The 25,444-nt window shown below is 61.9% G+C and carries 29 protein-coding genes, 1 tRNA gene and 1 pseudogene; 13 read left to right on the top strand and 18 right to left on the bottom strand.

Annotated features, from left to right (window positions below; translation table 11 throughout):
• Window positions 1-5 precede the first annotated feature (5 nt).
• A complete protein-coding gene (locus X756_RS144080) occupies window positions 6-842 on the top strand; it encodes a GNAT family N-acetyltransferase (RefSeq protein ID WP_023705048.1) in 837 nt (278 codons plus the stop codon).
• 98 nt (window positions 843-940) lie between these two features.
• On the opposite strand, the gene X756_RS144085 is transcribed toward X756_RS144080, so the two are convergent.
• Window positions 941-3,157: an exopolysaccharide transport family protein gene (locus X756_RS144085; RefSeq protein ID WP_023730870.1), complete on the bottom strand. Its 2,217-nt coding sequence runs from the start codon at window positions 3,155-3,157 to the stop codon at window positions 941-943.
• A gap of 264 nt (window positions 3,158-3,421) precedes the next feature.
• Between X756_RS144085 and X756_RS144090 the strand changes: the two genes are divergently transcribed.
• The 4 genes from X756_RS144090 (at window position 3,422) to X756_RS144105 (ending at window position 8,011) form a co-directional block, all read left to right on the top strand.
• Window positions 3,422-3,985 carry a polysaccharide biosynthesis/export family protein gene (locus X756_RS144090; protein ID WP_023682330.1) on the top strand — a complete coding sequence of 188 codons (564 nt, stop codon included), beginning with the start codon at window positions 3,422-3,424 and terminating at the stop codon, window positions 3,983-3,985.
• Window positions 3,986-3,992: 7 nt separating this feature from the next.
• Entirely contained in the window at window positions 3,993-5,123 is a 1,131-nt protein-coding gene (locus X756_RS144095) for a glycosyltransferase (RefSeq protein ID WP_023715409.1), read from the top strand.
• Window positions 5,124-5,207: 84 nt separating this feature from the next.
• Window positions 5,208-6,743 (top strand): undecaprenyl-phosphate glucose phosphotransferase, encoded by a 1,536-nt coding sequence (locus X756_RS144100; RefSeq protein ID WP_023689486.1) that lies wholly within the window; start codon window positions 5,208-5,210, stop codon window positions 6,741-6,743.
• Window positions 6,740-8,011 carry an O-antigen ligase family protein gene (locus tag X756_RS144105; RefSeq protein WP_023730869.1) on the top strand — a complete coding sequence of 424 codons (1,272 nt, stop codon included), beginning with the start codon at window positions 6,740-6,742 and terminating at the stop codon, window positions 8,009-8,011. Before X756_RS144100 ends, X756_RS144105 begins: the two co-directional genes overlap by 4 nt.
• A 37-nt stretch (window positions 8,012-8,048) precedes the next feature.
• Here the strand turns inward: X756_RS144105 and X756_RS144110 are convergent, their stop codons facing one another.
• Window positions 8,049-9,032, bottom strand: coding sequence for a glycosyltransferase (locus tag X756_RS144110; RefSeq protein ID WP_023730868.1), 984 nt, complete (start codon window positions 9,030-9,032; stop codon window positions 8,049-8,051).
• 48 nt (window positions 9,033-9,080) lie between these two features.
• Window positions 9,081-10,049 (bottom strand): glycosyltransferase, encoded by a 969-nt coding sequence (locus tag X756_RS1000000167945; protein WP_084569958.1) that lies wholly within the window; start codon window positions 10,047-10,049, stop codon window positions 9,081-9,083.
• 145 nt (window positions 10,050-10,194) lie between these two features.
• Between X756_RS1000000167945 and X756_RS144125 the strand changes: the two genes are divergently transcribed.
• A tRNA-Pro gene (locus tag X756_RS144125) sits at window positions 10,195-10,271 on the top strand.
• 69 nt (window positions 10,272-10,340) lie between these two features.
• On the opposite strand, the pseudogene X756_RS1000000170600 reads toward X756_RS144125, so the two are convergent.
• The 3 genes and pseudogenes from X756_RS1000000170600 to X756_RS144135 all read right to left on the bottom strand — a co-directional run.
• Window positions 10,341-10,649: pseudogene (locus tag X756_RS1000000170600) on the bottom strand (CatB-related O-acetyltransferase); the annotation flags it as partial.
• 263 nt (window positions 10,650-10,912) lie between these two features.
• Window positions 10,913-11,701 (bottom strand): hypothetical protein, encoded by a 789-nt coding sequence (locus X756_RS144130; protein WP_023730865.1) that lies wholly within the window; start codon window positions 11,699-11,701, stop codon window positions 10,913-10,915.
• A 95-nt stretch (window positions 11,702-11,796) separates the two neighbouring features.
• Window positions 11,797-12,255 (bottom strand): YbaK/EbsC family protein, encoded by a 459-nt coding sequence (locus tag X756_RS144135; protein WP_023669382.1) that lies wholly within the window; start codon window positions 12,253-12,255, stop codon window positions 11,797-11,799.
• Between the two features lie 244 nt (window positions 12,256-12,499).
• On the opposite strand from X756_RS144135, the gene X756_RS144140 reads away from it, so the two are divergent.
• Window positions 12,500-12,952 (top strand): cupin domain-containing protein, encoded by a 453-nt coding sequence (locus tag X756_RS144140; protein WP_023730864.1) that lies wholly within the window; start codon window positions 12,500-12,502, stop codon window positions 12,950-12,952.
• Between the two features lie 77 nt (window positions 12,953-13,029).
• On the opposite strand, the gene X756_RS144145 is transcribed toward X756_RS144140, so the two are convergent.
• Entirely contained in the window at window positions 13,030-13,476 is a 447-nt protein-coding gene (locus tag X756_RS144145; RefSeq protein ID WP_245262868.1) for a helix-turn-helix transcriptional regulator, read from the bottom strand.
• A gap of 143 nt (window positions 13,477-13,619) precedes the next feature.
• On the opposite strand from X756_RS144145, the gene X756_RS144150 reads away from it, so the two are divergent.
• Entirely contained in the window at window positions 13,620-14,234 is a 615-nt protein-coding gene (locus X756_RS144150) for a hypothetical protein (protein ID WP_023730863.1), read from the top strand.
• A gap of 161 nt (window positions 14,235-14,395) precedes the next feature.
• Window positions 14,396-14,602 carry a hypothetical protein gene (locus X756_RS1000000167940; RefSeq protein ID WP_084559020.1) on the top strand — a complete coding sequence of 69 codons (207 nt, stop codon included), beginning with the start codon at window positions 14,396-14,398 and terminating at the stop codon, window positions 14,600-14,602.
• Between the two features lie 234 nt (window positions 14,603-14,836).
• Here the strand turns inward: X756_RS1000000167940 and X756_RS144160 are convergent, their stop codons facing one another.
• A complete protein-coding gene (locus X756_RS144160; protein ID WP_023669377.1) occupies window positions 14,837-15,040 on the bottom strand; it encodes a hypothetical protein in 204 nt (67 codons plus the stop codon).
• 413 nt (window positions 15,041-15,453) lie between these two features.
• Here X756_RS144160 and X756_RS144165 point away from each other — a divergent pair, with 413 nt between their 5' ends.
• A complete protein-coding gene (locus X756_RS144165) occupies window positions 15,454-15,723 on the top strand; it encodes a hypothetical protein (RefSeq protein WP_023669376.1) in 270 nt (89 codons plus the stop codon).
• 73 nt (window positions 15,724-15,796) lie between these two features.
• On the opposite strand, the gene X756_RS144170 is transcribed toward X756_RS144165, so the two are convergent.
• The 7 genes from X756_RS144170 to X756_RS144200 form a co-directional block, all read right to left on the bottom strand.
• The gene (locus X756_RS144170) at window positions 15,797-16,099 is read right to left on the bottom strand and encodes a hypothetical protein (RefSeq protein ID WP_023705060.1); all 303 of its coding nucleotides are present in this window, start codon (window positions 16,097-16,099) and stop codon (window positions 15,797-15,799) included.
• 85 nt (window positions 16,100-16,184) lie between these two features.
• Entirely contained in the window at window positions 16,185-16,727 is a 543-nt protein-coding gene (locus tag X756_RS144175; RefSeq protein ID WP_023669374.1) for a MerR family transcriptional regulator, read from the bottom strand.
• A gap of 134 nt (window positions 16,728-16,861) precedes the next feature.
• Window positions 16,862-17,185 (bottom strand): integration host factor subunit alpha, encoded by a 324-nt coding sequence (locus X756_RS144180; protein ID WP_006201891.1) that lies wholly within the window; start codon window positions 17,183-17,185, stop codon window positions 16,862-16,864.
• Between the two features lie 104 nt (window positions 17,186-17,289).
• Complete coding sequence (locus tag X756_RS144185) at window positions 17,290-18,261, bottom strand: beta-ketoacyl-ACP synthase III (RefSeq protein ID WP_023669373.1); 972 nt, start codon at window positions 18,259-18,261, stop codon at window positions 17,290-17,292.
• Window positions 18,262-18,270: 9 nt separating this feature from the next.
• Entirely contained in the window at window positions 18,271-19,341 is a 1,071-nt protein-coding gene (gene plsX / locus X756_RS144190) for a phosphate acyltransferase PlsX (protein ID WP_023669372.1), read from the bottom strand.
• Between the two features lie 147 nt (window positions 19,342-19,488).
• Window positions 19,489-20,037 (bottom strand): DUF177 domain-containing protein, encoded by a 549-nt coding sequence (locus tag X756_RS144195; protein WP_023730861.1) that lies wholly within the window; start codon window positions 20,035-20,037, stop codon window positions 19,489-19,491.
• Between the two features lie 15 nt (window positions 20,038-20,052).
• Window positions 20,053-20,595 carry a ubiquinol-cytochrome C chaperone family protein gene (locus X756_RS144200; RefSeq protein ID WP_023669369.1) on the bottom strand — a complete coding sequence of 181 codons (543 nt, stop codon included), beginning with the start codon at window positions 20,593-20,595 and terminating at the stop codon, window positions 20,053-20,055.
• A gap of 115 nt (window positions 20,596-20,710) precedes the next feature.
• On the opposite strand from X756_RS144200, the gene X756_RS144205 reads away from it, so the two are divergent.
• Entirely contained in the window at window positions 20,711-21,223 is a 513-nt protein-coding gene (locus X756_RS144205; protein ID WP_023669368.1) for an outer membrane protein assembly factor BamE, read from the top strand.
• 100 nt (window positions 21,224-21,323) lie between these two features.
• Here the strand turns inward: X756_RS144205 and X756_RS144210 are convergent, their stop codons facing one another.
• Window positions 21,324-22,364 (bottom strand): helix-turn-helix domain-containing protein, encoded by a 1,041-nt coding sequence (locus X756_RS144210; protein WP_198020057.1) that lies wholly within the window; start codon window positions 22,362-22,364, stop codon window positions 21,324-21,326.
• 208 nt (window positions 22,365-22,572) lie between these two features.
• Here X756_RS144210 and X756_RS144215 point away from each other — a divergent pair, with 208 nt between their 5' ends.
• Complete coding sequence (locus tag X756_RS144215; protein ID WP_023730859.1) at window positions 22,573-23,487, top strand: LysR substrate-binding domain-containing protein; 915 nt, start codon at window positions 22,573-22,575, stop codon at window positions 23,485-23,487.
• Between the two features lie 26 nt (window positions 23,488-23,513).
• Here X756_RS144215 and X756_RS144220 read toward each other — a convergent pair whose 3' ends face one another.
• Window positions 23,514-24,065, bottom strand: a complete 552-nt coding sequence (locus X756_RS144220; protein ID WP_023730858.1) for a hypothetical protein — start codon at window positions 24,063-24,065, stop codon at window positions 23,514-23,516.
• 75 nt (window positions 24,066-24,140) lie between these two features.
• Window positions 24,141-24,602, bottom strand: a complete 462-nt coding sequence (locus tag X756_RS144225; protein WP_023730857.1) for a DUF1772 domain-containing protein — start codon at window positions 24,600-24,602, stop codon at window positions 24,141-24,143.
• A gap of 296 nt (window positions 24,603-24,898) precedes the next feature.
• On the opposite strand from X756_RS144225, the gene X756_RS144230 reads away from it, so the two are divergent.
• Window positions 24,899-25,444: a dTDP-4-dehydrorhamnose 3,5-epimerase family protein gene (locus X756_RS144230; RefSeq protein WP_245264036.1), complete on the top strand. Its 546-nt coding sequence runs from the start codon at window positions 24,899-24,901 to the stop codon at window positions 25,442-25,444.

Raw genomic sequence — 25,444 nt, 5'->3', positions numbered from 1 at the left:
ACGCTATGAAGCCTACCGTCCGCGCATTGTCTCCGCCGGAACTGACCGTTCTCATCGACTGGGCGGCGGCTGAAGGCTGGAATCCTGGCCTTGACGATGCCGCCGCGTTCCGGCCAACCGATCCTGAAGGGTTCATCGGCGCTTTTGTCGACAACGAGATGACCGCCGCCATCTCGGCTGTCGCCTATGGCGGCAACTTCGGTTTCATCGGTCTCTACATCTGCCGACCAGACATGCGCGGCAAAGGCCATGGCAAAGCAGTCTGGAATGCGGGCATGGCCAGGCTGGCCGGCCGAACGGTCGGCCTCGACGGGGTCGCCGCGCAGCTGGCGAATTATCGCCGCACGGGATTCAGCTCGGCGTACGAAACCATCCGCTTCAGCGGCCGTATCGCGACCCCGCCCGTCCGAAGCGAAGGGGTGCGCATGATAACCACGCAACTCGTGCCCGACATCATCGTCTATGACGCCCGCTGTTTCCCCGCGCCTCGACGAGCCTTCCTGCACCGCTGGGCGCAGCCGCCGCATTGCGGGTTCGCCGCGATCAGTTCACTCGGCACCATAGGCTACGCCGTGGCTCGTCCCTGCCGTTCGGGTTACAAGATCGGCCCGCTGTTTGCCGACGACACCGAGACGGCGATGCAGCTCATGGGCAGTCTGGCTGCCGCATGCGAAGGTGGCGACCTGCATATCGACGTTCCTGCCGAAAATTTCGATTTCACCAAGGCGCTTGCAGCGATTGGTTTCAGGCCGACCTTCACCACCACGCGCATGTACAAGGGCCCGCCTCCGAAGGTCGACTCGCGCCGAATATTTGGCGTGACGACCCTGGAGTTGGGGTAGATCCCGGCGCCGGCTGACAGGCTTGGTTTTTCGGGAGCCGGCGGGCGATGGACGAGCCGATCCGTAGTAGCGCCGCCTAAGTCGAATTGTCTGATGTCTCAGGCGGCGCTACGTCGTCCCGGCACGGGGTTACCCGGCGTCTCGTGGCCGATCGGCGTCACCAGAGTGAGGTCGGGATAGCCGCTTTCGATCAGCTCGACGGCGGCCTGCGCCACCTCATCGTCCGCCTGCAGCATGGACATGAAGACCTCGGTGCTGTCGCCGACCAGTCGGCTGATGCCTTGCGCATCGGCCGGTCCGCATTCGACGATGACCAGATCATAGGCGGTGGTCAGCGACTGCATGATGATCGGCAGCCGGTCGGCGGCGCGCATGGCGCGCACCGGATCGGCGGTGCCGACGGGAACGACGTGGCAGTCCGAATAGAGGTCGGCGTGGATGACGTCGCTGAACTGCGCTTCCGAAGCCAGCAGATTGGTGATGCCGGGGAAAAGTCCGCTGTCCAGCATCGGCCGCGACGCCGCGCCCGATGCGGTCAGATCGAGCAGCAACACGCGCAGGCCGGCGTCGGAGACTTCGCGCGCTACCAGCACTGCCGAGGCCGCGGCCTCATCGCCTTCGGGCGAGACGAAGATGGCGCGCGCAGCACCGCTGGCGATCAGCTTCTCCGCCGCCTTCTCGACATCGATCTCGCCAAGGCTGGAGCGGACAGGTTCAGGTTCGGCTTGCGGTTCGGAACCGGCAGCCGCTGCTCCTTCCAGCACTGAAGGAGCCGGCTCGGGCTCTGGCACCAGTTCAGACTCCACGGTCGTCGGCTGATCGTCCACTTCCACGACCTCAGGAGCCGGTTCCGGGTGGACGACCGGCGCCGACATTGCCGGCATCGCAACCTGCTCGATACGCTCGAAGCGCGCCCCTGGGGCCGGACGCATGGCGCGGCCGGAAAACAGCTCCTGCAGCAGCGTGATGACCGACATCAGCAGCAGCGAGCCGACTAAGGCGGCGCCGACGATCGGCACGAGCTTGGGGAAATAGGGTTCCGACGGCACGCGCGCCTCGGAAAACACGCTGGCATCGACCGGCAGGTAATTCTTGCGCGAGGACACTTCGCGGAAGCTCGCCATATAGGATTCAAGCTGCTGGCGCCGGACGTTCGCCTCGCGCTGCAGCGCATCCAGCTGGACCTGCTCCTCGCCGGCCCGCGACGACGCCGCTTTCAGCTTGTTGACGTCCGATATCAGCTGGTTTTCGCGCGCCTGGGCGGTCTGCGCCTGCGTCAGCAACCCGCGCATGATTTTTTGCGCTTCGTTGCGGATCTGGCCGTCGAGATCGGCAAGCTGCGACCTCATCGCCCGCAGGCGGGGATGGTTGTCGAGCAAGGTGGTGGAAAGATCGGCGATGTTGGTTCTGAGCTCGATCTGACGCTCACGCAGCCGCTGGATCAGATCGGAAGACAGCACTTCGGGTACAGCGTCCAGCGAACCGCCATTCTGCAAAGCCTGGCGCACCCTTTCGGCCGTTGCCTCAGCCGAGGCGCGGCTGGCGCGCACACGCGACAGCTCGCTCGATAATTCGGACAATTGCTGTGTCGCCAGCACCGAATTGTTGCCAGCCATCAACAGGTCCGACTGAGCGGAGCGGAAGGCCGCGACCTTGGCCTCTGCATCCCTGACCTGCTTCTGCAGCTCCTCGATCTCCGGCCCGAGGAAGGCGGTCGCGGCGGCGTTCGACTTGGTCTTGGCATCCGCCTGGTAGGCCAGGTAGGCCTTAGCAATGGCGTTCGGAATGTCGGCGGCAAGCTGGGGATCTTCAGAGGAAAATTCGACGGCGATGACGCGGGTCTTTTCCACGCCATAAACATTGAGCTTGTCGCGCATCTTCGTCAGCACGCGCTCTTCGAGCGGAATTTCTTCCGGATCGCTCTTCAGCCCGGCAATGACCAGGAGCCGGGTGACCGGCGACATGCCGAGCGCATCGTTGAACTCGGGCTTGTCGCCCAGCTTAAGGTCGGCAGCCACCTGCTTGAGAATGTCGGACGAGGAAATGACCTGAACCTCGGTTGCTACACCTTCCGCATCGAGCACAGGTTTGTCGTCTTCATTGGTGCCGGCAGGCCGCGTATAGGCCGATTCGCTCAAATGGATTTTCAGCTGCGTCGTGGCCTTATAATGCGGCGTGGCAAGCCACGCGAACGCGAAGGCGAGACCAGTGACGAGAAGCGTGATCACAAGAATGCGCAGCCAGTTCCGCGCCAGGCTGGCGAAGAGCTGTCTCAGGTCGACATCGACATCTGCGGCCGCGGACTGGTCGGACATGCATTCCTGCTCCGGACATGAGGCTAGATGGTAGCGTAAACAACTATGGTAACTCAGCCGTTAAGATCGCGGTAAGCAGCTGTTAGGGTTTGCTGACATCCGGTAAACAAAGCCAGCAAAACTATACGGCTTTTTGTCGATTGCCGCCAAATCGGCCGCGTCCCTTTACCGGCCATTAACCCTAACAGGATGATAACGAACCCAGATCCTTAAGGTTTGCCGCCGTGTCCTGGCGGCCATAGCGACGAAGGTGTGTGTCCGATCATGAAAAGCGCTGCTGGTCTGTTTCGCGCTCTGCTGGCCGTGTCGATCCTCGCCGGCTGCTCCAGCTACCGGCCGACGCCGGCGGCCTTCCACGAGGTACTCGACCAGCCCTATCGGCTCGGCGCCGGCGACCGTGTCCGCGTCACCGTGTTCGAACAGGACGGTCTGACCAACACCTACAGTGTCGATCAGTCCGGCTACATGTCCTTCCCGCTGGTCGGCGCGGTGCCGGCGCGCGGCCACACGGCCCAGCAGCTGGAAAAAGCGCTCGCCGACAAACTGCGCCAAGGCTATCTGCGCGACCCCGACGTGTCGGTCGAGATCGATCGCTACCGGCCGATCTTCGTCATGGGCGAAGTGGGCGCCGCCGGCCAGTATTCCTACGTGCCGGGCCTCACCGTGCAGAAGGCCATCGCGATTGCCGGCGGTTTCTCGCCGCGCGCCAACCAGGAAAGCGTCGACATCACCCGCGACATCAACGGCAAGGTGATGACAGGCCGGGTGGTTACCTCCGATCCGCTGCTGCCGGGCGACACGGTCTACGTTCGCGAACGCCTGTTCTGACATCAACGTGGCGGACCAGCTCAGGATCGTCCACTGCTTTCGCTCACCCGTCGGCGGGATCTTCCGGCATGTGCGCGACCTGACGGAGGCCCAGCTCGCCGCCGGACATGTTGTCGGCATCGTCTGCGATTCGACCACCGGCGGCGAATACGAGGAACGCCTGTTCGACCAGATGAAGGACAGCCTGGCGCTCGGCATCCATCGCACGCCGATGCAGCGCCATGTCGGGCCGGGCGACTTCGCCTCGGCCTGGCGCACTTACAGGATCATCAAGGAACTGCAGCCGGACGTGTTGCACGGACATGGCGCCAAAGGTGGCGCCTATGCCCGTCTGTTCGGCTCATTGTTGCGGGTATCTAGGTCTCGCGTAGCCCGCCTCTATTCGCCGCATGGCGGCTCCCTCCACTATGATGAAACGACGACGACCGGGAAGCTGTTCTTCGCGCTCGAGCGCTTCATGGCGCGCTTCACCGACTGCCTGCTGTTCGTCTCCGACTATGAGCGGCGCACCTATCGCAGGAAGGTCGGCGAACCGCCTATCCCGAACACGCTGGTCTATAACGGCCTGCGCGCCGCCGAGTTCGAACCGGTGGTCGCACAACCCGACGCGGCCGACCTGCTCTACATCGGCATGATGCGCGACCTCAAAGGGCCTGACATTTTCATCGACGCGCTGGTGCTGGCCGGGTCCCAGCTTGAGCGCCGCTTGACCGCGGTCATGGTCGGCGATGGCGACGACCTGCCGCGCTACCATGCGCAGGTGAAACGGCTGGGCCTCGGAAAACAGGTCCGCTTCTTGCCGCCGATGCCGGCCAGGGAGGCATTTTCGCTGGCCGATCTGGTCGTCGTCCCCTCCCGCGCGGAAGCCATGCCCTATATCGTGCTGGAGACGCTGGCGGCCGGCCGGCCGATGATCGCCACGGCCGTCGGCGGCATTCCCGAAATCTTCGGGGAGGGATCCCCTGCCCTGATCCGTCCCGATCCGCGCCAACTCGGCGACAAGATGGGTGAAGCGCTGCGCGATCTCGACGCATACCGGCGCGCCATGCCCGATACGGCCAGCCTCAGGGCGCGATTCGGCGCCGATGTGATGGCCGCCGAAATCGAAAAGGCCTATTTCGCCGCGCTCAACAGATAGACGACCCTCCAAACCACAAGTTGTCTCAAGGTTTTTTTAGCTCTCTTTCTGCTATCGTCATCGCGGAAGCTTGTGGGAAACCCGATGAACGAGACCGACCCCACGCGCCGCTTTTCGGCCGATGCGGTGCGCAAATTCGACAGTCCTGCCGAGAGCCCCACGCCCGGCGGCATGAACAGTGTTGCCCGCCAGGTCGCCTCGCAATACCGGCGCGATACGATGTCGCCGGTCATGGTCAGCGGCGTATTGCGCATCGTCGAATTCGGCTTGCTGTTCCTGTCGGGGCTCGCGCTCTACTTCCACTTTGTCGGCTTCTTCAACTATCTCGCCTGGCAATATCCGCTGACCATTGCCGCGGCGTCATTCGTGGCCGTGGTGCTGCTCGACGTCAGCGATTGCTACCAGATCTCCGCCTTGATGCGACCGATCTCCAATCTCGGCCGCGTGCTGATGGTCTGGGCCGGCACCTTCGCGCTGATGGCGCTGACGGCCTTCATCATGAAAATGTCGGAGGATTATTCGCGTCTGCTGTTCGGCACCTGGTTTGTCGTCGGCCTGCTTCTGCTGTTCGGCCTCAGGCTGGTGATGTCGAAGCTGATCCGGCGCTGGGCGCGCAACGGCCGCATGGAACGCCGCGCCGTCATCGTCGGCGGCGGCAAGGCGGCCGAGATGCTGATCCGCTCGGTCGAGAAGCAGCCAGACAACGACATCCGCATCTGCGGCATCTTCGATGACCGCGGCGACAAGCGCTCGCCGCCGATCGTGGCCGGCTATCCCAAGCTCGGCACCATTTCGGAGCTGATGGAATTCGCCCGCATCGCGCGCATCGACATGCTGATCGTGTCGCTGCCGCTGACTGCCGAAACGCGCGTGCTGCAACTGCTGAAGAAGCTGTGGGTGCTGCCGGTCGACATCCGGCTCTCGGCGCATTCCAACGCGCTGCAGTTTCGCCCGCGCGCCTATTCCTACATCGGCTCGGTGCCGATGCTCGACATCTTCGACAGGCCGATCAACGACTGGGATTCGGTCGCCAAGCGCGCCTTCGACATCGTCTTCTCGCTGATCGGCATCATCCTGTTTTCACCGGTGATGCTGGCGACTGCCATCGCCATCAAGCTCGACAGCAAGGGTCCGGTGCTGTTCAAGCAGAAGCGGCACGGCTTCAACAACGAGATCGTCGAAGTCTACAAATTCCGCTCCATGTATACCGACCGCTCCGACCCGACCGCCAAGCAGACGGTGACCAAGAACGATCCGCGCGTCACCCGCGTCGGCCGCTTCATCCGCAAGAGCTCGATCGACGAGCTGCCGCAGTTCTTCAACTCGCTGTTCGGCACGCTGTCGCTGGTTGGCCCGCGCCCGCATGCGATTGCCGCGCAGTCGCACAACCTTCTCTACAACGAGGTGGTCGACGGCTATTTCGCCCGCCACAAGGTCAAGCCCGGCGTTACCGGCTGGGCGCAGATCAATGGCTGGCGCGGCGAGATGGACACCAATGAGAAAATCCGCATGCGCACGGAATACGACCTCTATTACATCGAGAACTGGTCGATGCTGTTCGATCTGCGCATCCTGCTCATGACGCCGCTGCGGCTGCTCAACACGGAAAACGCCTATTGAGCGCGATTTCCCATGATTTGTCGCAGGCTGCGGTCAATGCCAAGCTGATCGCGCTGATATCGTCGGGCGCGGTGTTTTTCGGCGTCTTCCTGTCAGGCTTCGTCATCGACGAACCGGCGCCCTACGATCTTTTCATGCTCGGGCTGATCGGGGTGTGGGTGCTGTTTGGCCTGCGCATATCGCGCGCCGCCGTGCCGCTGCTCGTGCTGCTGATCACGATGAACATCGGCGGCATGATTGCCATGACGCAGATGGCCGATCTCGCCAACACACCGCTCTATCTCGCCGTCTCGCTGTTTCTCGCGTTCACCGCGGTGTTCTTCTCGTCGGTGACGGCGGTGCAGCCCGGCCTCTACCGGCTGATCTTCATCGCCTATGTCGTCTCCGCGGTGGTGACCTCGCTGCTCGGCATTGCCGGCTATTTCCACGCTTTCCCGGGCGCTGAAATCTTCACCAGATACGACCGCGCCCAGGGCGCCTTCCAGGATCCGAACGTGTTCGGACCATTCCTGGTGCTGCCCGGCATCTATCTGCTCTATCTCCTGTTGACCGGCTCGATCGCGCGCATGCCGCTTCTGGCGGTGCCGCTGCTGATCATCACCGCCGGCATTTTCTTCTCCTTCTCGCGCGGCGCCTGGGGCATGTTCGCCGTCTCGGCCATCCTGCTCACCGGCGCCCTGTTCCTGCAAAGCAACAGCGGCAAGTTCCGGCTGCGCGTCATCATCATGAGCATTGCCGCCGTCACCCTGCTGGTGGTCGCCATGATCGTCATCCTGCAGTTGCCCGGCGTCGGCGAGATGTTTTCCAGCCGCGCCCAGCTCGAACAGAGCTACGACACGGCGCGCCTTGGCCGCTTTGCCCGCTACACGATCGGCTTCGAGATGGCGCTCGAACATCCGCTCGGCATCGGCCCGCTGGTGTTCGGCACCATTTTCGGCGAAGACACGCACGACATCTGGCTGAAGACGCTGATGGATTATGGCTGGCTCGGCTTCGTCTCGTTCCTGTCGCTGACGCTGTGGACGATCGCGGCCGGCTTCCGCATCCTTTTGCGCGACCGGCCGTGGCAGCCCTATCTGCTCTGCGCCTACGTCGCTTTCATCGGCAATACCGGGCTCGGCACCTTCATCGACATCGACCACTGGCGCCATGTCTACCTGCTGCTCGGCCTAATCTGGGGCGCGATCGCGCTGGAATACAGGCATCAGCGCGGGTTGCGGGCGGTGGCCGCAATCCGAACCGATGGGAAAGCCGCCGAGTTCGGATGACTTCGCCTTCGGAACGAATTGCGATCGACGATTTCTTCTATCTCGCGATACCGGTCACCCGCTCGGGATACCGCACTGCCAGCATCGATTTGTTGGCGTGATCGGCAAAGATGGCGCTGACCTTTTCGGCGTCGAACCGCGCCCTGCGTTTGCGCTTCTCGTCGTTCAACAAGATGCCGCTGATGGCATCGAACTTGCGGCCAAAATTCTTCATCAACCCTCTCTTGACCGGCCAGCTGCGGCTGAAGCGTCCGGCCCAGGGGGTGCCTTTCGCCAGGTCGCGATAGACAGCCATGGCGTCGACCTCGACACCGACTGGCCGAGGCTCCCAAGGTTTGCCCCACGCGAAGTGCCGCGCATAGCACCTGCTGAAAGGGAGCTGGCTGCTGTAGTTGGTCATCACGTTCCAGAACGGGTGCATCGTCTGCCATCGGCCTTCGAAGGCCACGTTCAATGCGCCCTGATCCATTCCGTAGACATGCTCGGACGCCAGCTGCCGCGTGCGCTCCAGAAGCCCCTCAGCCCTGAGCAGGGGCATGTTGAAGAGAAGAACGCCGGCGTTGAATTTCGGCGCTCCAGGCTGCATCGGCAGATGTTGCCTGTACTTTGCATCGAAGTAACTCTGCTCGTCGTGAGCGGCCAGCAACGGTGCATTGAGCGGGGTGTTGCAGAGATCGGCTATCGATCGGTTGAAAAGCACGTCGGCGTCTGAATAGGCGATGCGGTCGTATGGCTCGAATTCAGGCAATTGATCGGCAAACAGCCTGATGTAGGTCGCAAGGGTGGGATGCGTTCCACGGTTGAAGTTCGTCGCCTCCATGAATTTCGTCACGTCGATGATGCCGATCCTCCCATCGAGCAAACGCTCACCGGCAGACCGGTCGTCACCGGGAATGACGCCGGTGTGCAAAATAAAGCCGTCGACGGCGCCGGACAAATCCAACACACGGCGCGCCGCCAAGCAGGTGTACGGAAAATACCTTTGATCGGCGGCGAAAAAGAAGCATGGCTTTTGCGACACAGTCTAATTCTCCTGCCCTGCGCCTTACGGATCAAAGTCGCGAATGTCTCAAGCGAAGCCGCCGAGTATTTCAGGAAATTGCACGGCCATCGCACCGGCAAGGGCATGCTCGGCATATATCCTATGCACCTTGCTCCCATCATACCTTGCCCGCCGCCGATACCGATCCTTGTCAGGCAACATCCCCATGATGCCGTCGAACCTGCGAGCGAATCGCCTCATGACGCCTCGCTCGAAGGGAATGCGCTGCCGGAAGGGCTGGAGCCAGGGCGTATCCCTTGCCAGACCGCGCCAGACGGCAAGCGCCTCAAGTTCCACGTCGACCTGGCTCCCCCACGGCTTGCCGCCGGCGAAATGCCGGGCATAGGCTTGGGCGAACCGAAATTCCTTCGTATCGTTGGACATCAAATTCCAGTTCGGATGCATCGTCTGCCACTTGCCCTCGAAGACGATGTTCAGCGCGTTCTGATCGTTCATCTGCCCGGCAACGGCGACATCTCTGGCGCGGTGCAAAAGTCCCTGTTCACGCACCAGCGGCATGTTGAAGACGATGATGCCGGCATTGAAGTAAGGCGCTCCCGGCTGCATCGACAATTTGTGGCGGTAGCCCGGGCGGAAGTACATATAATCGTCATGGGCGGCCAACAATGGGGCATGAAGTGTCTGGCCCAACAGGTCACCTATATCCCGATTGAAGAGGACATCACAATCAACATGGGCGATGCGGTCATAGTCCGCGAACTGAGGCAGTTGGTCGGCGAAAAGCCGAACAAAAGTGCCGACATTGCTTGGCCGGAAAGTATGACCGGCCTGCGCAAACAACGCCGACACGTCCATTATGCGAAGGCGATTCTTCAGCAGGCGTTCAGCAACACGCATATCGGCATCGCGTGCGCCGAAATGCAGGATGAAGCCTGGCGTTGCGTCTCCCGAAACGTCCAGAATTCTGCGCGCCGCCAAGCATGCATATGGGAAATAGTTGGCGTCGGCCGCTAGAAAAAAACAGGAATTTGCCACGCGCAATCCTTCTTATCGGTATTGGGCAAGCCATACCGTCTTGGCGTTGCGCCGACAAGGCCGGATGCCTCGCGACTTTTCCGGTCCAACGCGCCGTTTTAGCGCTTGCACCATAACCCTTGAAAATATATGGCTTTGCGCGGTCCGGAGTGTAGCGCAGCCCGGTAGCGCACTTGACTGGGGGTCAAGGGGTCGTCGGTTCGAATCCGGCCACTCCGACCAAACAAATAGTTGGCCGCTTCCCCCAAGGTGGCTACCGTCTTTTCGATTTCCCGCAAACAAGATGCATTCTTAAGCCGTCATGCTGGCGTGCCGCTCGACAAAGAGTTCGATGGGACCTGTGAGAAAAGCAGCCTCCTGCTTGATCTTCTCGTCGCTCCATTCCCACCACCGGATCGCCAGCAATTTCGCAATAACATCCTGTGAAAAGCGATACCGGATAAGCTTGGCCGGGACCCCGCCGACGATCGCGTATGGCGGCACATCCCTGGTGACAATGGCGCCGGCCGCAACAATAGCGCCATCCGCGATGTGGACGCCTGGCATGATCAGCGCTTGGCGGCCGATCCAGACATCATTGGCGATGGTAATGCCGACGGGTTTGCCGCCGTGCGCATTGAGATCAGTCGTGTCCATCATGCGGCTGTGGATCGGAAAAGTGGTTGCAGCCCAAGGCACGTGGCTTCCCCCGGAACATTCAAAGCTCACGTTGCCGGCGACCGAACAGAACGCCCCAAGGGCCAACGGAGTGGCGGCAGACGCTCCAAGCACCTTCTTCCGGCTCACCCCATAGGTGTGACGTCCAACGGTCACGCTTGGGGGCAGCTTGGATCGAAACAGATTCCTCGTGCGCAGCCACCCCGTCACAGTGACCTCTTAAGCTTCTGGAGCAAGAGATCCGCGGGAGTCCGCCATAGACGATATCGACTGGCCTTTGCAACCTGCTGGCCGACTGGCGCCATGCCGTACGCGTTAAAGAACGCATGAACACGCGGCTCAGCGAACTGCTTTTTGCCTCGGGTATTGTAGTGTCGGATCGGCAGGCTATGAGGGCTTATGGTTCGGCCGTTTTGAGAAAGGGCTACCCCGAGGCAGAACTGCTCGGGCGCCCAAGTGTCGGTCACCTCATGAACGGCCTTGATAGCAGCGAAGGCGTCCACCATGGCTGTGAGGTTGTCCCGGTGGATCCCGACGATGCCGCTGTTCCACATCGGTTCCTTGCCGGTCAGGACCTGGCCGCCGACGCTGATGTTCTTGCCCGGCAGCGCGTTCTGATAGATGCGATGCGGCCCTTCGCACAGGCGCATAGAGGAATGGGTCGCAGAGATCGAGCGGAAGCCCTTCGACGGGTCACCCACCGGGTACATGTCGGTGTCCATGAAAAGGAGCCGATCTGCTCGCTGCAAAAGCTCACGCATTGCCCCGGCCTTGATACCGAAATGGTAGCTTCCGCCGAAAGACCACTGGTCTTTCTGTTCGGCCGTTATGAGCATTGTCTCAACAGGATAAGCGCGAAAGAGGTCAGTCCTGTCCGTTGCGACGACTATTCTGGCGGTCGGGCAATGGTGCAAAAGCTTGAGGGCGCTGAGTAGCGCGCCGCGATGGTAAAGCCCGTTCTCACCATAGGCGATGTAACCAAAAACGTCGTTCATTCCGCCACGTATAATGGGTCGTTCAATCTTCTACTAGCTGCGCTCGCAGTCGTTTTGCTCCCAGAAATCTCCTGCTGAAATCAGCCGACGATTCACTACTGGCAGACATCAACCCATTCGGCGCCGACAATCTGTGCCATGCGCTGCGGGCTGAGCCTTACAGCGGCGTTGGTGGCGCCGGCCGCGGGCACGACTTCATCGAAGGCGCGCAGCGAGACGTCGCAATAGACCGGCAGCGGCGCCGGCAGGCCGAATGGGCAGACGCCGCCGACGGGATGGCTGGTAATCGCGACAACCTCGTCGGCGTCAAGCATGCGCGGCTTGCCGCCGAAACGGTCCTTGAATTTGCGGTTGTCGAGCCTCGACATGCCGCCGGCCACGATCAGCATGGTCTCACCGCCGACGCGCAGGCAGATGGTCTTGGCGATCTGCGCCGGCTCCACGCCATGCGCCTCAGCCGCCAGCGCCACCGTCGCGGAACTCGCTTCGGTGACGAGCACTTCGACATCGGGCGCATGGGCAGCCAGGAAGGCGCGCACGGATTCAAGGCTCATCTCGGCATTGTCCCATTCGAAAACGGTTAGCGTTCACACTGGATAGCTTCACGCTCGGTCGGCGGCAACCTCCCCGCCCCTCGACGGCTGCAGCGATACCAGGCCAGGCGGGTCGCGCCGCATGTCAGCAACGCAAGGCGCATCCCCCGTGCGGGAGATGTGTTCGGGCTGCTGCCTTGGTAGGTCGCAATGGATCAGGGCCGGCGCTGATGCTGTGCTCCCACGACCAACCGGAGAGATCATCATGCTCAAGCTCGCCTCGGCTCTGGCGCTGCTGCTTATCGGGACGGCGCCGCTGCTTGCCGACGACATGCCGATAAACGCGGACGCCATCAAATGGGGCCCTGCTCCTGCTGTCTTGCCCGCCGGCGCGGACATGGCTGTCATCGCCGGGGACCCCTCGAAGGATGGCATCTACGTGCTGCGGTTGAAGCTGCCGGCCGGCTACAGGATTGCCGCGCACAACCATCCCACCTCGGAATATGTGACGGTGATTTCCGGCAATTTTCATATCGGCATGGGCGACAAGCTCGACGAGACCAAGGGCATCGAACTGACCGCCGGCGGCTTCGGCGTAGCCCCACAGGGAATGAACCATTACGCCTGGACGACAAGCGCTACGATAGTCCAGGTTCATGGCGAGGGGCCGTTCGCGATCACCTACGTCAACCCGGCGGACGATCCGAGCAAGAAGTGACATTCGCCGTTGGGCGAATGCAACAAGCCCGCCAGGGCAAACCATGGCGGGCTTGTTGAACGACGCTTGGCCGTTGTTTATGAAACGGACCGGTTTTCCACAGGCGCCGTGGGCGCCGGGGCATCGATCAGGGCCGTTTCCGGCAATTGCAATGCTGCGGCGATCCGGCGAAGTTTCGTCGGATCGGTGTCCTTGCCGCTCTCTATGTCGGCAATCTCGCTGGTCGACAGACCGCAGGTCAGGGAAAGCTCTTCAATACTGTATCCCTTTGTCTCCCGGATGGCTTTGAGGCCGGGGTGCTCGAGCGCAACGTCGGCCGCAACATCGGCCGCCAGCCTGGAGAAGGGTTCGTGTTTTGCAGTTTGGGGCATTGGCAACTCCATGGGGCTAAAGAGTTTTGGATCAAATGATAGGGTGTTGCCTGAGAGCCGGGACAATGCCCGCTTGACGGCGATTTGCCAAGGCCCAAACCGACCGTCACAGCATCGTGAACCGGCGTCAAAACCGCAGGCGCCAGGGCACATATAGGATCTCCGCCCCAATCTCCCAATCAAGTTCTTTTGAAGGGCCGCACGCCGAAGCGTTCAGCGGTTTTGCGCCGCTCGCGCGTTAACCTGATGTTGCTGGCAGCCGCATCGGGCCAGCTTTTCCCAAGAGGATCAGATCCATGACATTCAAGACATCAGCCATCGTGCTCGCCACGATTTCAGGCCTCGCTGGCGCGAGCATGGTCGCGGCGCAAGCCGCCGAGGCCGTGCGCATTCGCGGCACGGTGACCGCCTTTGCCGGAGCGACGCTGACGGTGAAGACCCGCGAAGGCGCTACCGACGCCATCGCGCTGGCTGAAGGGTGGAAGATTTCCGGCGTCGCCAAGGCGGATGCCGGGGATATCAAGCAAGGCGATTTCCTCGGCATTGCCTCTGTTTCGAAGGCCGATGGCGGCAGCGGCGCGCTCGAGGTGGTGATCTTCCCGGCCGCGCTGAAGGGCGCCGGCGAAGGCGACCGCCCGTGGGATCTCGAGCCCAACAGCCGGATGACCAACGGCACGGTCGCCGATGTCACCGAGATTGCAGGTCGCACGGTGACGCTGACCTACGACAATGGCCAGAAAAAGCAGATCGCGATCCCGCGGACGACGCCGGTGGTGACCTTCGCGCCGGCGACGCCCGCCGACCTCAAGCCTGGCGCTGTGGTGTTCGTCAACGCCGAGCGCGGCAGTGACGGCAAGCTGACCGCGGGCCGGGTCGTTGTCGGCACAAACGGCGTCATTCCGCCGATGTAAGTTGCCGACGAAGCCGCCAGACACAATCCAGAAACAAAATTCTACAGTCCGGAAAAACTGTCGAAAAGTTCGGAGGCGATAGTCATGACTGCGGGGTTCACCGGCACCGATCTTGCTCGGTGACGGCCAAATTCAGCCCGCGCAGAAAAGGAAACGAAGTCATGAAGAAGTCCCTCCTGTCGGCTCTCGGGCTGGCTTTTGCCCTGGCTGTCTCTCTGCCGCTCATCGGCGCCAGCAGCGCCGACGCAGCACCGCTGCACAAGAAGCATCACCACCATCATCATCATCACAACAAGCATCACCGCCATCACCATCACCATCACCACCACCACCACCACCACAAGAAGGTGGAGGCCAAGAAGGCCTGACACGGCCGACTTGCCCAACGGGAAGGCTGGCCCTGGAGTCCTCGCCAAGGCCGCCTTCCCGTTGGTTTTTGCCAGGCGACACGTGGAAAAGCTGAAGGCAGGATTCGATGGCGCCGATGCGCCAGAACGCGAGCAACCACAGCGCACCCCAACGAACGTATCAGGCGCAAGGCCGACAACACAGCGGTTGCCAGTTGCAGGACACCACGGGTCTCTCAATGCTGTCGGAACCCGCTAGGACGGCGCCGCGAACGCGAGCACTATTGCGATCAAAATCAAAAGCGGTCCCATCCATTTGAAATGCTTCGCGACCTGCAGCCACCATGGCTGCTGACCTTTCTGGGCCTGAAAAGGACTTTGGAGCAGCCCAAAACCAACGCCTGTCATCCACAGCCCAGCGCAGAACATGATGAACTCGTCGATGTAATTTGCGACCACGCCCGTCTCCTCCGCCGGTACCTTTGGACTGGCGTTATAGTCGCAGCCGGGAGTGGCAGAAAGCGCGGTGCCAAGTGGCGGCAATGACTGCTGCCGCTACCTGACAAGAGCCGGGCGCGGACTAGGTCTTGGCCGGCCATTTGGGCACGCCACGGTGTGACCTTCGCATGGGATGCCGCGCCGCTACCTCAGCGGCCTTCACGCGAAAATGCATGATCGATGCCGGCCCCGCCAGGCGCCGTCCGTTGGCGAAGGCTAAAAATCGACGTCGCGAAAAAACGCGAAGAAAATTCGAACCACGCATGAACCTTTGCTTTGGAGGCCGCACTAACCGGCATGGACGCCGAGAAGGCGATCCCAACACAGAAGGACGCCATGGTGGCGATCCTCGATCCAGAGAAGGAAATGCTCAAATGACCAACTTCAAGCGCATCACGCTCGCCGCGGCCCTCATCGTCTCGGCCTTCGGTTCGGCTTCCGTTCCGACCTCGGCTTTCGCCAACGGCACGCATCCCACGGGCGACGGCGGCGCGGTTTGCAAGGGCTCCGGTCATTGCCTGGTGCTCTCGATCGAGTGCAAAGGCACCTATACCGACGCCACGGACAAGAATGGCACTGTCTATGGCAAGTGCAGCCAGACCGCGCAGGTTTCGCCGCAGGCCAAGATCAAGCTCGCCAAGTAATCGGCCGCAGATCAGGGAAATGGCGGTCGTCCGCGGGACGGCCGCCATTTTCTTTTTGTTTTCGTGAATTGTTTTAGCGCCGGCTGAGCAACAAGCTGGCGAGAAGGCCGACCACGACCAACCCAACAGCAGCGGCTGTTGCCGGACGATCGCGCGCCGTCTTTTCGATCGCCCTGCCCTGCTTCCTGATCGCCGGCAGCGCATCGCTGACAAGGTCGGCAAGCTGCCCATAATAGTCCGAAGCGGCATCGCGCCCGTCCTCGTAGTAAGCACCGCCGCGTTTGGCCACGACTTTGCGCAACGCGGCGAGCTCTTTGGAAAGGGTCGCGACCTGCTTTTCGAGATCGAGATCGGAGAGGGTCGAAAGCGATGCCATGATTGTTTTTCCTTCTTTTGAGAGAAGGCCAAACGCATGGCCGCAGAACCGGTTCCGGTCTGCTTGCCCGAGGGCAGCGGAAAGGTTAGCGCACCTGGTCGAGCAGGCGCTTGCACTCCAGGAGGTCAAACAGCGCCTCCTGCAGCAAGGCCCGGTTGTCGCGCGACAGTTTCGATGCGCCGGGCTGGACCGGACCTTCCTCCTCGGTCTTGCCCAGGCCGAAAAAGCGGCGGCTGGGTTTTACCTTGGGCTGACCGACCAGCATCTCGTCATCCATGCCGCGCGGCTGGGCGGCTGGCGTCAGCGGCACCTGATCGGCCTGCCTGCGCTGCGAGATCGCTTCGACGGCAGCCATGTCGCCATTGCCGATGGCGACCAGGAAATGGTTGCCGTTCTCGCGCAGCAGTTTCTGCACGCCCTTGATCGTGTAACCCTGGTCGTAGAGCATGTGGCGGATGCCCTTGATCAGTTCGACATCCTGTGGCCGGTAGTAGCGGCGGCCGCCGCCGCGCTTCATCGGCTTGATCTGGTTGAAACGGGTTTCCCAGAAGCGCAGCACGTGCTGCGGCAGATCGAGATCCTCCGCGACCTCGCTGATGGTGCGGAAAGCGTCGGGGCTCTTGTCCATGGGCGAAATCCTCTCGCTGGACGGCGATCCGGCCCAGTCTACCGAATCGGGTATCATTTCAGCGGTTTATGAAACAATATTCAAGCCCGGCGTCAAAACGGCCCGGCGTTTTCAACCGAAGCCTGCGGCAGAACCTATTTGCCGCCCTTGGCCTTGCTGTTCTGGTGCGAGCGCAGGATACGGCTTTTCAGCACGTTCGACGACTTGAAGGTCATCACCCGGCGCGGCAGGATCGGCACTTCCTCGCCGGTCTTGGGATTGCGGCCGATGCGTTCGTTCTTGGAACGGACGTGGAAGGTGGCGAAGGACGACAGCTTCACCGTCTCGCCGCGTACGATGGCTTCGCAGATTTCGTCCAGCACCGCTTCGACGAGTTCTGCCGATTCAGTGCGTGACAAGCCGACCTTACGGTAAACAGCTTCGGCAAGGTCGGCGCGCGTAAGTGTCTTTCCCCCCATGCGACCGTCCCATCAGTTCAAAAAACATAAATCGATACAGGTAAAGGCAGAGCCTAAGTAATTGATCCGGCAAGGTCAAGGACCGAAACCGGACCGTTCGGCACTTACCAGCGAACGAGAACCGCGCCCCAGGTGAAGCCTCCGCCCATCGCTTCCAGGAGCACGAGATCACCCTTCTTGATGCGACCGTCGGCGACGGCCACCGAAAGCGCCAGCGGCACGGAAGCAGCCGAGGTGTTACCGTGCAAATCGACGGTGACCACCACCTTTTGCTCAGCAATCCCGAGCTTCTTGGCCGAAGCGTCAATAATGCGTTTATTGGCCTGATGCGGCACGAACCAGTCTAGGTCGTCGGCGGTTATGCCGGCCTGCGAAAACGTCGCCTCGATGACATCGGTGATCATGCCGACGGCGTGCTTGAACACTTCGCGGCCTTCCATCCTGAGATGGCCGACCGTGCCGGTGGTCGAGGGACCGCCATCGACGAAAAGCTTGTCCTTGTGGGCGCCGTCGGAGCGCAGGCTCATCGCCAGCACGCCACGGTCGGCAATGCCGCCGGTGCCCTCATCCGCTTCCAGCACCAGCGCGCCGGCGCCGTCGCCGAACAAGACGCAGGTCGAGCGGTCGCTCCAGTCGAGGATGCGGGAAAAGGTCTCCGCGCCGATCACCAGCACGCGCTTGGCGAGGCCGCCTCTGATGTAGAGGTCGGCGGTGGTCACCGCATAGACGAAGCCCGAGCACACCGCCTGCAGGTCGAAGGCAAAGCCGTGATGCATGCCGAGCCGGTTCTGGATCTCGACGGCGGTCGCCGGAAAGGTGTTGTTGGGTGTCGAGGTCGCCAGCACGATCAGGTCGATGTCGGCAGGCGTAAGACCAGCATTGTCGAGCGCTGCGCGCGCCGCCGCCTCGCCCAGCGACGCCGTCGTCTCGTCATCGGCGGAGATATGACGCTGGCGGATGCCGGTGCGCTGGGCGATCCACTCGTCCGAGGTCTCGACCATGCCTTCGAAATCGGCATTCTTCATGATGCGGCGGGGCAGCGCAGCACCGGTGCCGCGCACGACTGATCTGATCAAAGCTCTTTCCTATTCCTTTTCGTCGACGGTGGCGTCGGATTTCCTGTTTGCCTGGGCATGCGGGTTGCGCGCATGGAACAGGTCGAGATCGGCCTCGATGCGGTCGATCAGATTGTTGCGCACCATGTCGTAGCCAAGCTCGATGGCCGCCGCGAAACCGTCCGAATCGGCGCCGCCATGGCTCTTTACCACGATGCCGTTCAGACCCAGGAAAACACCGCCATTGGAGCGGCCCGGATCGAGCTTTTCGCGCAGGCGGTCAAAAGCGCCCTTGGCGAAGACATAGCCGATCCTGGCCATCAGCGTGCGGTTCATCGCGGCGCGCAGATAGCCTGAGATCTGGCGCACAGTGCCTTCTGCCGTCTTGAGCGCGATGTTGCCGGCGAAGCCCTCGGTGACGACCACGTCGACCGTGCCCTTACCGATGTCGTCACCCTCGACGAAGCCGTGATAATTCATGGAGGCCATGTTGGCCTCGCGCAGCATGCGCCCGGCTTCCTTGACCTCTTCCTGTCCCTTGATCTCCTCGACGCCGACATTGAGCAGGCCGACTTTCGGCCGGTCGATGCCGAACACCGAGCGCGCCATGCCGGTGCCGAGAATGGCAAAGTCGATCAGCTGGTGCGCATCGGCGCCGATGGTGGCGCCGACATCCAGCACCACGCTCTCGCCGCGCATCGTGGGCCAGATCGCCGCGATCGCCGGACGGTCGATGGTCGCCATCGTGCGCAGGCAGAATTTCGACATCGCCATCAGCGCGCCGGTATTGCCGGCCGAAATGCAGGCCTGCGCGCTGCCACTCTTGACTGCTTCGACAGCCTTCCACATCGACGACTTCCAGCGGCCGTGGCGCAGCGCCTGGCTCGGCTTGTCGTCCATCCTGACCGCGACTTCGCAATGGTGGAACTCGCTGACCTCGGCCAGTTTGGGGAATTTGGCGAGTTCGGGGCGCACCAATTCCTCGCGCCCATAGATGACGAAGCGGATGTCGGGACGCCTGACGGCGACCGTCATGAGTGCCGGGATGACCACGTTTGGCCCGTGATCGCCACCCATGGCATCGATGGAAATCCTGATCACGCGGTCTTTATCTCACTAGCTTGGGCCAGGGCACATGGCCCGCGAAAGAAATACTAAACTCGCGAAATTCGGGGGCTCGCGAAGGTTCGGCGAAAATAGCGGTTTTGGGCTGCCGCACAACCGGCTTTTCTCCGATCGCTTTGTGTTTTAGGATTTTCCAAGCAAGGATCGCAGCTTTTGCTGGAATTCATTCTCGACGGACTCGTTCGGGCCGGCGGCATCGAGCGAGGCGCCTGCCTTGCGCGGATAAGGATCGATCGCCAGCCCGAAGAACTGTTCGGCGAGCGCGCCGACGTCGATCGTGTCGCCGGAGAATGTTTCCGGGCCGTCTGGCCCGTCGGCGTCGAGCAGGATCTCGCCGCCGCCTTCGAAACCTTGCCGTCCGAGTTTGGATTGTTCGGGCAGGAACAGCGCCTCGACCTCTTCGTCGATATGGGCCGCGACCGGCTCAAGGGTGACGATGCAGGCCTGGGTGATATCAGCCTCGACGCGGCCGCTGACCTTGACGCCATTGCGCTTCCACGGCGCCACCAAAAGCTCAGCACGGTAGTTTTCGACAGAAAGCAGCTCGTGCTCGCGCGCAAGCGTTGCGCGCTGCGCGGCGTCGGCGTCGATCACCACCTGCAAACCTTTGTGCGGCAGGCGGCCGACATTGGCCGCGAATGAGACCGGGCTAGGCGTGTCCACATGTTTCATCTTGGTCTCCCCTCCTCACTCCGCTTTCGCGACGGGAAACGCCACGGCACCGGAAACGATCGATTCGGACGGCTGTGCTTCAAGCTGCCTTGCGGCATCGATTACATAGGACGCCAGCGGCAAGGCTTGCGGCCAGGCGCCGGCATCGGGTCTGACATTGCGCGCCAGGGCGGCAGCAAGCGCGTCGCGATCGCTGCGTTCCAGCGCGTCGTCATAGGCGGCGGTACGGCCGTAGAACATTTTGGCCAGCCTCTTCATGCGCTTGGGCACGCCGACATCGCCAACGCCCAGTTCCCGCAGCGAATGCTCCACATCGAGAAAGAACTCGTCGATCAGCACCTGCGCGACCTCATGCGCGACGCCCTCTTCGCCGCGCAGCCGGTGCTGAAACAGGAACATATGCAGCGACAGCATCTCGAAACGGCCGAGCGGCGTATCCGGCACATTCCAGTGGGAATAAAACACGGTCTGCCGCGCCGCCGCCACGATTTGTGCGTAAAGCGCCTCGGTGATAGCGCGGTTGGCGTTGCGTTCGCGGCCAAAAAGGCGCTGGAACATTGAGGGTGGTCTCCTGGGGACCGATTGTTTGAATGGGCCTTGTTGCATCGGCAAGCAAGCTGGTTTACCGGTTTTGCCGCCCAGCGCAAGTTGCGGCCAGCTAATGGAGTTGTTGTTGCGCGCGCTGAAATTCAAGTCGACTTTTCTGCCTGGGGCCACCGCCGCGGTTTCGCTGGTGCTGGTGGCTTCCGCGCTGTCGGGCTGCAATTCGTCCAAGATGTTCGGCGACCTTAACCCTAGCGAGACGCTGACGCAGGGCTATGTTATCGACCAGCAGGCGGTCGATTCGGTGCCGGTGGGCTCCAGCCGCGAACAGGTGCTTCTGGCGCTCGGCACGCCATCGACGAAAGCCACCTTCGACAATGAGGCGTTCTATTACATTTCGCAGACGCGCAAGCGCTATGTCGCTTTCGACAAGCCGCGCCTGGTCGACCAGAAAGTGCTCGCGGTCTATTTTGGCGAGGACGGGCGCGTCACCCAGATTGCCAATTACGGTCTGAAGGACGGCAAGATTTTCGACTTCATCTCGCGCACCACGCCGACCGGCGGCAAGGACCAGAACTTCCTCAGCCAGATCATCAAAGGCGCCAGCAAGCTGGCGCCCCCCATTCCTGGCGGCGGCGCCTAAGAAGCGACCGCCTTCCTCAGATTTTTGCTTCCCCCGAAGCGACACCATCTCAGGCGACCAAAAGCCCGCGGGAGCGATCCTGCGGGCTTTTGTTTTGAGGTTATGCGGCCGCAACACCCGTCGCGCTTTGCCGCGCGTGGCCTGTTCGGCCGCCGGGCTCCAGCGAGGCGCGGTGCACAGCCGCACTCTGCCGCGCTTCCGAAGGCGTCATGCCGAAATGCCGGCGGAAGGCGTGGTTGAAGGTCGAGAGATCGCCGAAGCCGGCGTCGAAGGCGATGGCGCCGATGGTGCGGTGTGCCAGGCGCAGGTCGGATAGCTTGCTGCAAACCAGCGCCAGCCGCCGGCCAAGCACGAACTGCGACAGCGAGGTACCCTCACCCTCGAACAGCTTTCTGATATAGCGCGCGCTGACGCGGTGGCGCCCGGCCAGCGCGTCGGACCCGACATCGCCGGAAGCCAGATTGCTTTCGATATCGGCTTTGATGGCGCGCAGCCGCGCGGCGCGTATGCCGCGACCTGCGGCGACCTCGGTGGCGTCCTGCGTTGCCCCAACCACGACCGCGACAAGGTCCTGTATGTGCTTGGCGGTAAGCCAGCGCAATTCGGATGCGGCCAGGTTCGGCTCCTGCATCAGCAGACGGACATAGCTGGTCAGCAGCAAGAACTTTTCGCCCACGCATGACATCGGCGTCATCAGGGCGGCATCCGCATTCGCAGCCATGGGCCCGAGCGCTGCCTTGGGGATGGTGATGAAGAGATGATGCGACATCGCCCGTTCGATCACATGCGGATCAGAGGAGGACAGAAGGATTGCCTGGCCGGCCTCGATGCTGGCCTCGCGGCCGAGATGCGAGAAGGTGGCAGCGCCCTCCAGACACATGAAGAAAATGTAGTCATCGGTCCCCTTGGCCATGGCGCTGGAACGGATGGTGCGGAAGGCGGTGGTCCTCGAATCGGCGATGCCGACGCCCGGTAGCCGCAGGATGGTCGCGTCGACGGAGAGCTTTTCCTCCGTGACGTTAAAATCCATGTCGGTCACCATCCGGCGCAACAGATCGCAATAGACGTTTCGCCATTCCGCTCGCGGCCACATGGGGGTCGAAAAGCGCGCATGCGCAAACTCGGGGGGTCGAATAGTCATGGGGTACTCCCAAGCGATTGTCTTCATTTCACTGTCGTTCGTAGTCGAGGCTCGTTCCATGAACGGCCTCTCATTCGACGGCGGCAATCGGGGGGCAGTGGATGGCTACAATGATTTGCGCACTTGGACAAAAGACTATTTACGAAGCTATGGATGAGCTTTGTTCATTCATGCCTAAGGAACCCATGGCGGGATCGGGTAACGGCAAATGACAAGACGGCTTCCACAACTGGAATCCATTCGTGCTTTCGAGGTCATTGCCCGGCTGGGCAGCTTCAAGCGCGCCGGCGATGAGCTGAATGTTACGCCAAGCGCGCTCAGCCACCGCATCGCCGATCTCGAAGCCGATCTCGGCGTGCTTCTGTTCACCCGCCATGTCCGCCGCGTCGAACTCACGCTTGAAGGCGAAAGATTGTCCGCGGGCGTGCGACGCGCACTGCTGGAAATCCAGAGCACGATCGCGAGTGTCGCGCGCAACGAGCGCACGAGGCTGAGGGTCACCGCCATTCCTTCGCATGCCGTGCGCTGGCTGGCCCCGCGTCTGCACAGGTTTCGCAAAAAGCATCCCGAAACAGAGATCGACATCAATGCGGATCTTGCAGTCGTCGACCTTTCGCAGCGAACAGTCGACATCGCATTGCGCTTCGGCGGCGGACACTATCCGGCCGTCGAGACCGAATGGCTGATGGCAGATGCGATCTTTCCTGTCGTCAGTCCCGACTATCTCGCCGCCAACGGCCCGGTCAGAGACCAGCACGATGTGCTGCGACTGTTCCGCATCCTCGACACGACGGCCGAAAATGACGAGAGTGGCGCCAATTGGCGCCACTGGTTCGAGAGAAACAATCTGCCGCTGGATACGGTTGGCGACGGCATGAATCTGAATGGCACCTTGTTGGCGGTCGAAGCGGCGGCGAGCGGTCTGGGCGTCGCCATCGCGAGGAAGTCGCTGGTCGAGAGCGATTTGCGCACCGGCAGGCTCGTCCGCCTCCTGACGACGGACATACCGACGAACTGGAACCACTACGTCGTCGTCCACCCGTCCATCTCCGCCTGGGAGCCTGCCAGATCGTTCATCAACTGGCTGAAGGCGGAAGCCGGCGACAACACCGGCGACGGTTGACCTCGGCGGCCGTCTAGGAGCTCTCATCACATCGTATCGGCCATTTGCTCATCCTTGCGGCCCGACTGGTTTGCGGTCTTGGCGGCAAGCGCTGCCGCCATCTGGCTCTCCAGCTCGCGCAGCTTGGCGTCGAGTGTCGCCATGCCGCCCCAGGCGAATGTCGCGCGGTACAGCGGTGCGATCTCGGGCGTCAGGAATTCGACCAGGGTTTCGTCCTCGACCCAGACCTTGAGCACCTTGAACAGGCGGGCATCGATCAGCCCGCTATGCCAGCCCATGCGGGCGGCAATGCCCTGGATGGTTTCGGTCGAATTGGGCGTGCTGAGCAGCACATGCGAGCCGGAGCGCAGGCGCATGTTCGGGTCGAAGCCGATGCCGAGCGGCGCTTGCTGGTCCAGAACCGTGCCGCACGGCAGGATTTCGATCAGCGAGCCGAAATCGTCGCCGAGGCAGACAAACCATGCGCCCTCAGGAAATGGCGGCGACGGCGCACGAACCGCGGTGGCGACAAGCATTTCGGCAAGGACGCTGGCGACGGCCTGCGGATCGCGGGCGTTGAATGAAGCGTGATGCAGCATGGCAATACTCCTGTTTTCAACGGCGGCGGCCGGCAGAAGTGCCGACCCATGCCGCGGCGTTCCGTAAAAACTGAATCACCGGCTGAGCGTCAGGATGACCGCGGCAAACAGGCAGGCGTATTCGGCCAGTCCAAGCACAAGGCGCAAATTGTGGTTGGCCGCCCAGCTGTCGCGCGTCTGCGCCCAATCATCGGGGATGGTCACCGGCGTCCAGCTCTGCACCTGTTTGTTGAGCGGCACCTGACGGCTGACGGTGAAGCCAATGTCGAGCACCACCAGCGCCGCGGCGACGATGGTCAGGATGCGCGGCAGGCCGGCATCGACCGCAAACATCGCCATCGCCGCGATCAGCACCAGCGTCGTCATCCTGACGAACGGCATCACGCGGGTAAACGTCCGGTCGCGCATCTGATGCATGGCCATGTACTGGCCGGCGGTAAGATCATCGATGCGAAAATCATGGATTAGGCCCGAGACGTAGATGCCGGCAATAATTCCAGCCAGCGCAAGCGAAGCCGTCATCAAAAACATGTCCATGTCTTTTCCTGCCGAAATGCCTTTCCCTGCCCGAAATCGCCGCGAGGGCGAGCAGACACCGCGTCGATCGCAATGTCCTGGCCATGGCCGGGGTATTAAAGCAGGCGAACGGTCCGGGCTTGGGCAGAACGGAACGATGTTTTGGGCAATGCGGCCCTCCGATTGCATCAAAACATCAAGTGCCGTGAGATCGAAACCCATCAGCAAACCTTGACGCGTACTTGCCAGCGACCGGTCAAATTCGTATCAGACCGTGCTGGCCAATGGCGCATCACGCTGAATTGGGAGGAGCATCCGTGCCGGAAAAAACCCGGACAAAACCGACAGGCTGGATGGCGACCGGAACGGCTGACAGCCAAGTGGTCACGCCTGACTGGATGCCCATCGAGCAGGTGACGATCGATGGCGTGAGGGTCAAGGAGATCAGGCCGGTCGCAACCTCCACCGGCTATCTGACCGAGATCTTTCGCGAGGAGTGGGAGCTCGATTCGGAGCCGGTCGGCCAGGTCTTCCAACGCACCTTGTATCCCGGCGCGGTGACGGGCTGGCATGCCCATGCGGTGACGACCGACCGGCTGTTCTGCTGCGTCGGCAGCGTTCGCATTTCGCTGTTTGACGGACGCAAGGCCTCGCCGACCTTCGGCGCCGTCTGGCACAAGATTATCGGCCCGCTGCGCCCGGCGGTCGTCATCATTCCGCCCGGCATATGGCATGGTGTTGTCTCGCTCGGAGCGGAGACGGCGGTGCTGCTCAATCTCGTCGACAAGGCCTATGCCTACGATCAGCCCGACCATTGGCGCCTGCCGCCAGACACCGACCACATTCCCTACAGACTGGTGTAG

Source organism: Mesorhizobium sp. LNJC405B00 (assembly GCF_000502615.1).
Classification (GTDB): Bacteria; Pseudomonadota; Alphaproteobacteria; order Rhizobiales; family Rhizobiaceae; genus Mesorhizobium.
Note: the sequence above shows the minus strand (reverse complement) of the source record. Positions and strands in the feature narration are given on the sequence as shown.

Coding starts and splice junctions, on each gene's coding strand:
- X756_RS144080 (WP_023705048.1), top strand. CDS start 6: ATGAAGCCTACCGTCCGCGCATTGTCTCCGCCGGAACTGACCGTTCTC.
- X756_RS144085 (WP_023730870.1), bottom strand. CDS start 3,157: ATGTCCGACCAGTCCGCGGCCGCAGATGTCGATGTCGACCTGAGACAG.
- X756_RS144090 (WP_023682330.1), top strand. CDS start 3,422: ATGAAAAGCGCTGCTGGTCTGTTTCGCGCTCTGCTGGCCGTGTCGATC.
- X756_RS144100 (WP_023689486.1), top strand. CDS start 5,208: ATGAACGAGACCGACCCCACGCGCCGCTTTTCGGCCGATGCGGTGCGC.
- X756_RS144130 (WP_023730865.1), bottom strand. CDS start 11,701: ATGAACGACGTTTTTGGTTACATCGCCTATGGTGAGAACGGGCTTTAC.
- X756_RS144135 (WP_023669382.1), bottom strand. CDS start 12,255: ATGAGCCTTGAATCCGTGCGCGCCTTCCTGGCTGCCCATGCGCCCGAT.
- X756_RS144140 (WP_023730864.1), top strand. CDS start 12,500: ATGCTCAAGCTCGCCTCGGCTCTGGCGCTGCTGCTTATCGGGACGGCG.
- X756_RS144145 (WP_245262868.1), bottom strand. CDS start 13,476: ATGTGCCCTGGCGCCTGCGGTTTTGACGCCGGTTCACGATGCTGTGAC.
- X756_RS144150 (WP_023730863.1), top strand. CDS start 13,620: ATGACATTCAAGACATCAGCCATCGTGCTCGCCACGATTTCAGGCCTC.
- X756_RS1000000167940 (WP_084559020.1), top strand. CDS start 14,396: ATGAAGAAGTCCCTCCTGTCGGCTCTCGGGCTGGCTTTTGCCCTGGCT.
- X756_RS144165 (WP_023669376.1), top strand. CDS start 15,454: ATGACCAACTTCAAGCGCATCACGCTCGCCGCGGCCCTCATCGTCTCG.
- X756_RS144170 (WP_023705060.1), bottom strand. CDS start 16,099: ATGGCATCGCTTTCGACCCTCTCCGATCTCGATCTCGAAAAGCAGGTC.
- X756_RS144175 (WP_023669374.1), bottom strand. CDS start 16,727: ATGGACAAGAGCCCCGACGCTTTCCGCACCATCAGCGAGGTCGCGGAG.
- X756_RS144180 (WP_006201891.1), bottom strand. CDS start 17,185: ATGGGGGGAAAGACACTTACGCGCGCCGACCTTGCCGAAGCTGTTTAC.
- X756_RS144195 (WP_023730861.1), bottom strand. CDS start 20,037: ATGAAACATGTGGACACGCCTAGCCCGGTCTCATTCGCGGCCAATGTC.
- X756_RS144200 (WP_023669369.1), bottom strand. CDS start 20,595: ATGTTCCAGCGCCTTTTTGGCCGCGAACGCAACGCCAACCGCGCTATC.
- X756_RS144210 (WP_198020057.1), bottom strand. CDS start 22,364: ATGACTATTCGACCCCCCGAGTTTGCGCATGCGCGCTTTTCGACCCCC.
- X756_RS144215 (WP_023730859.1), top strand. CDS start 22,573: ATGACAAGACGGCTTCCACAACTGGAATCCATTCGTGCTTTCGAGGTC.
- X756_RS144220 (WP_023730858.1), bottom strand. CDS start 24,065: ATGCTGCATCACGCTTCATTCAACGCCCGCGATCCGCAGGCCGTCGCC.
- X756_RS144225 (WP_023730857.1), bottom strand. CDS start 24,602: ATGGACATGTTTTTGATGACGGCTTCGCTTGCGCTGGCTGGAATTATT.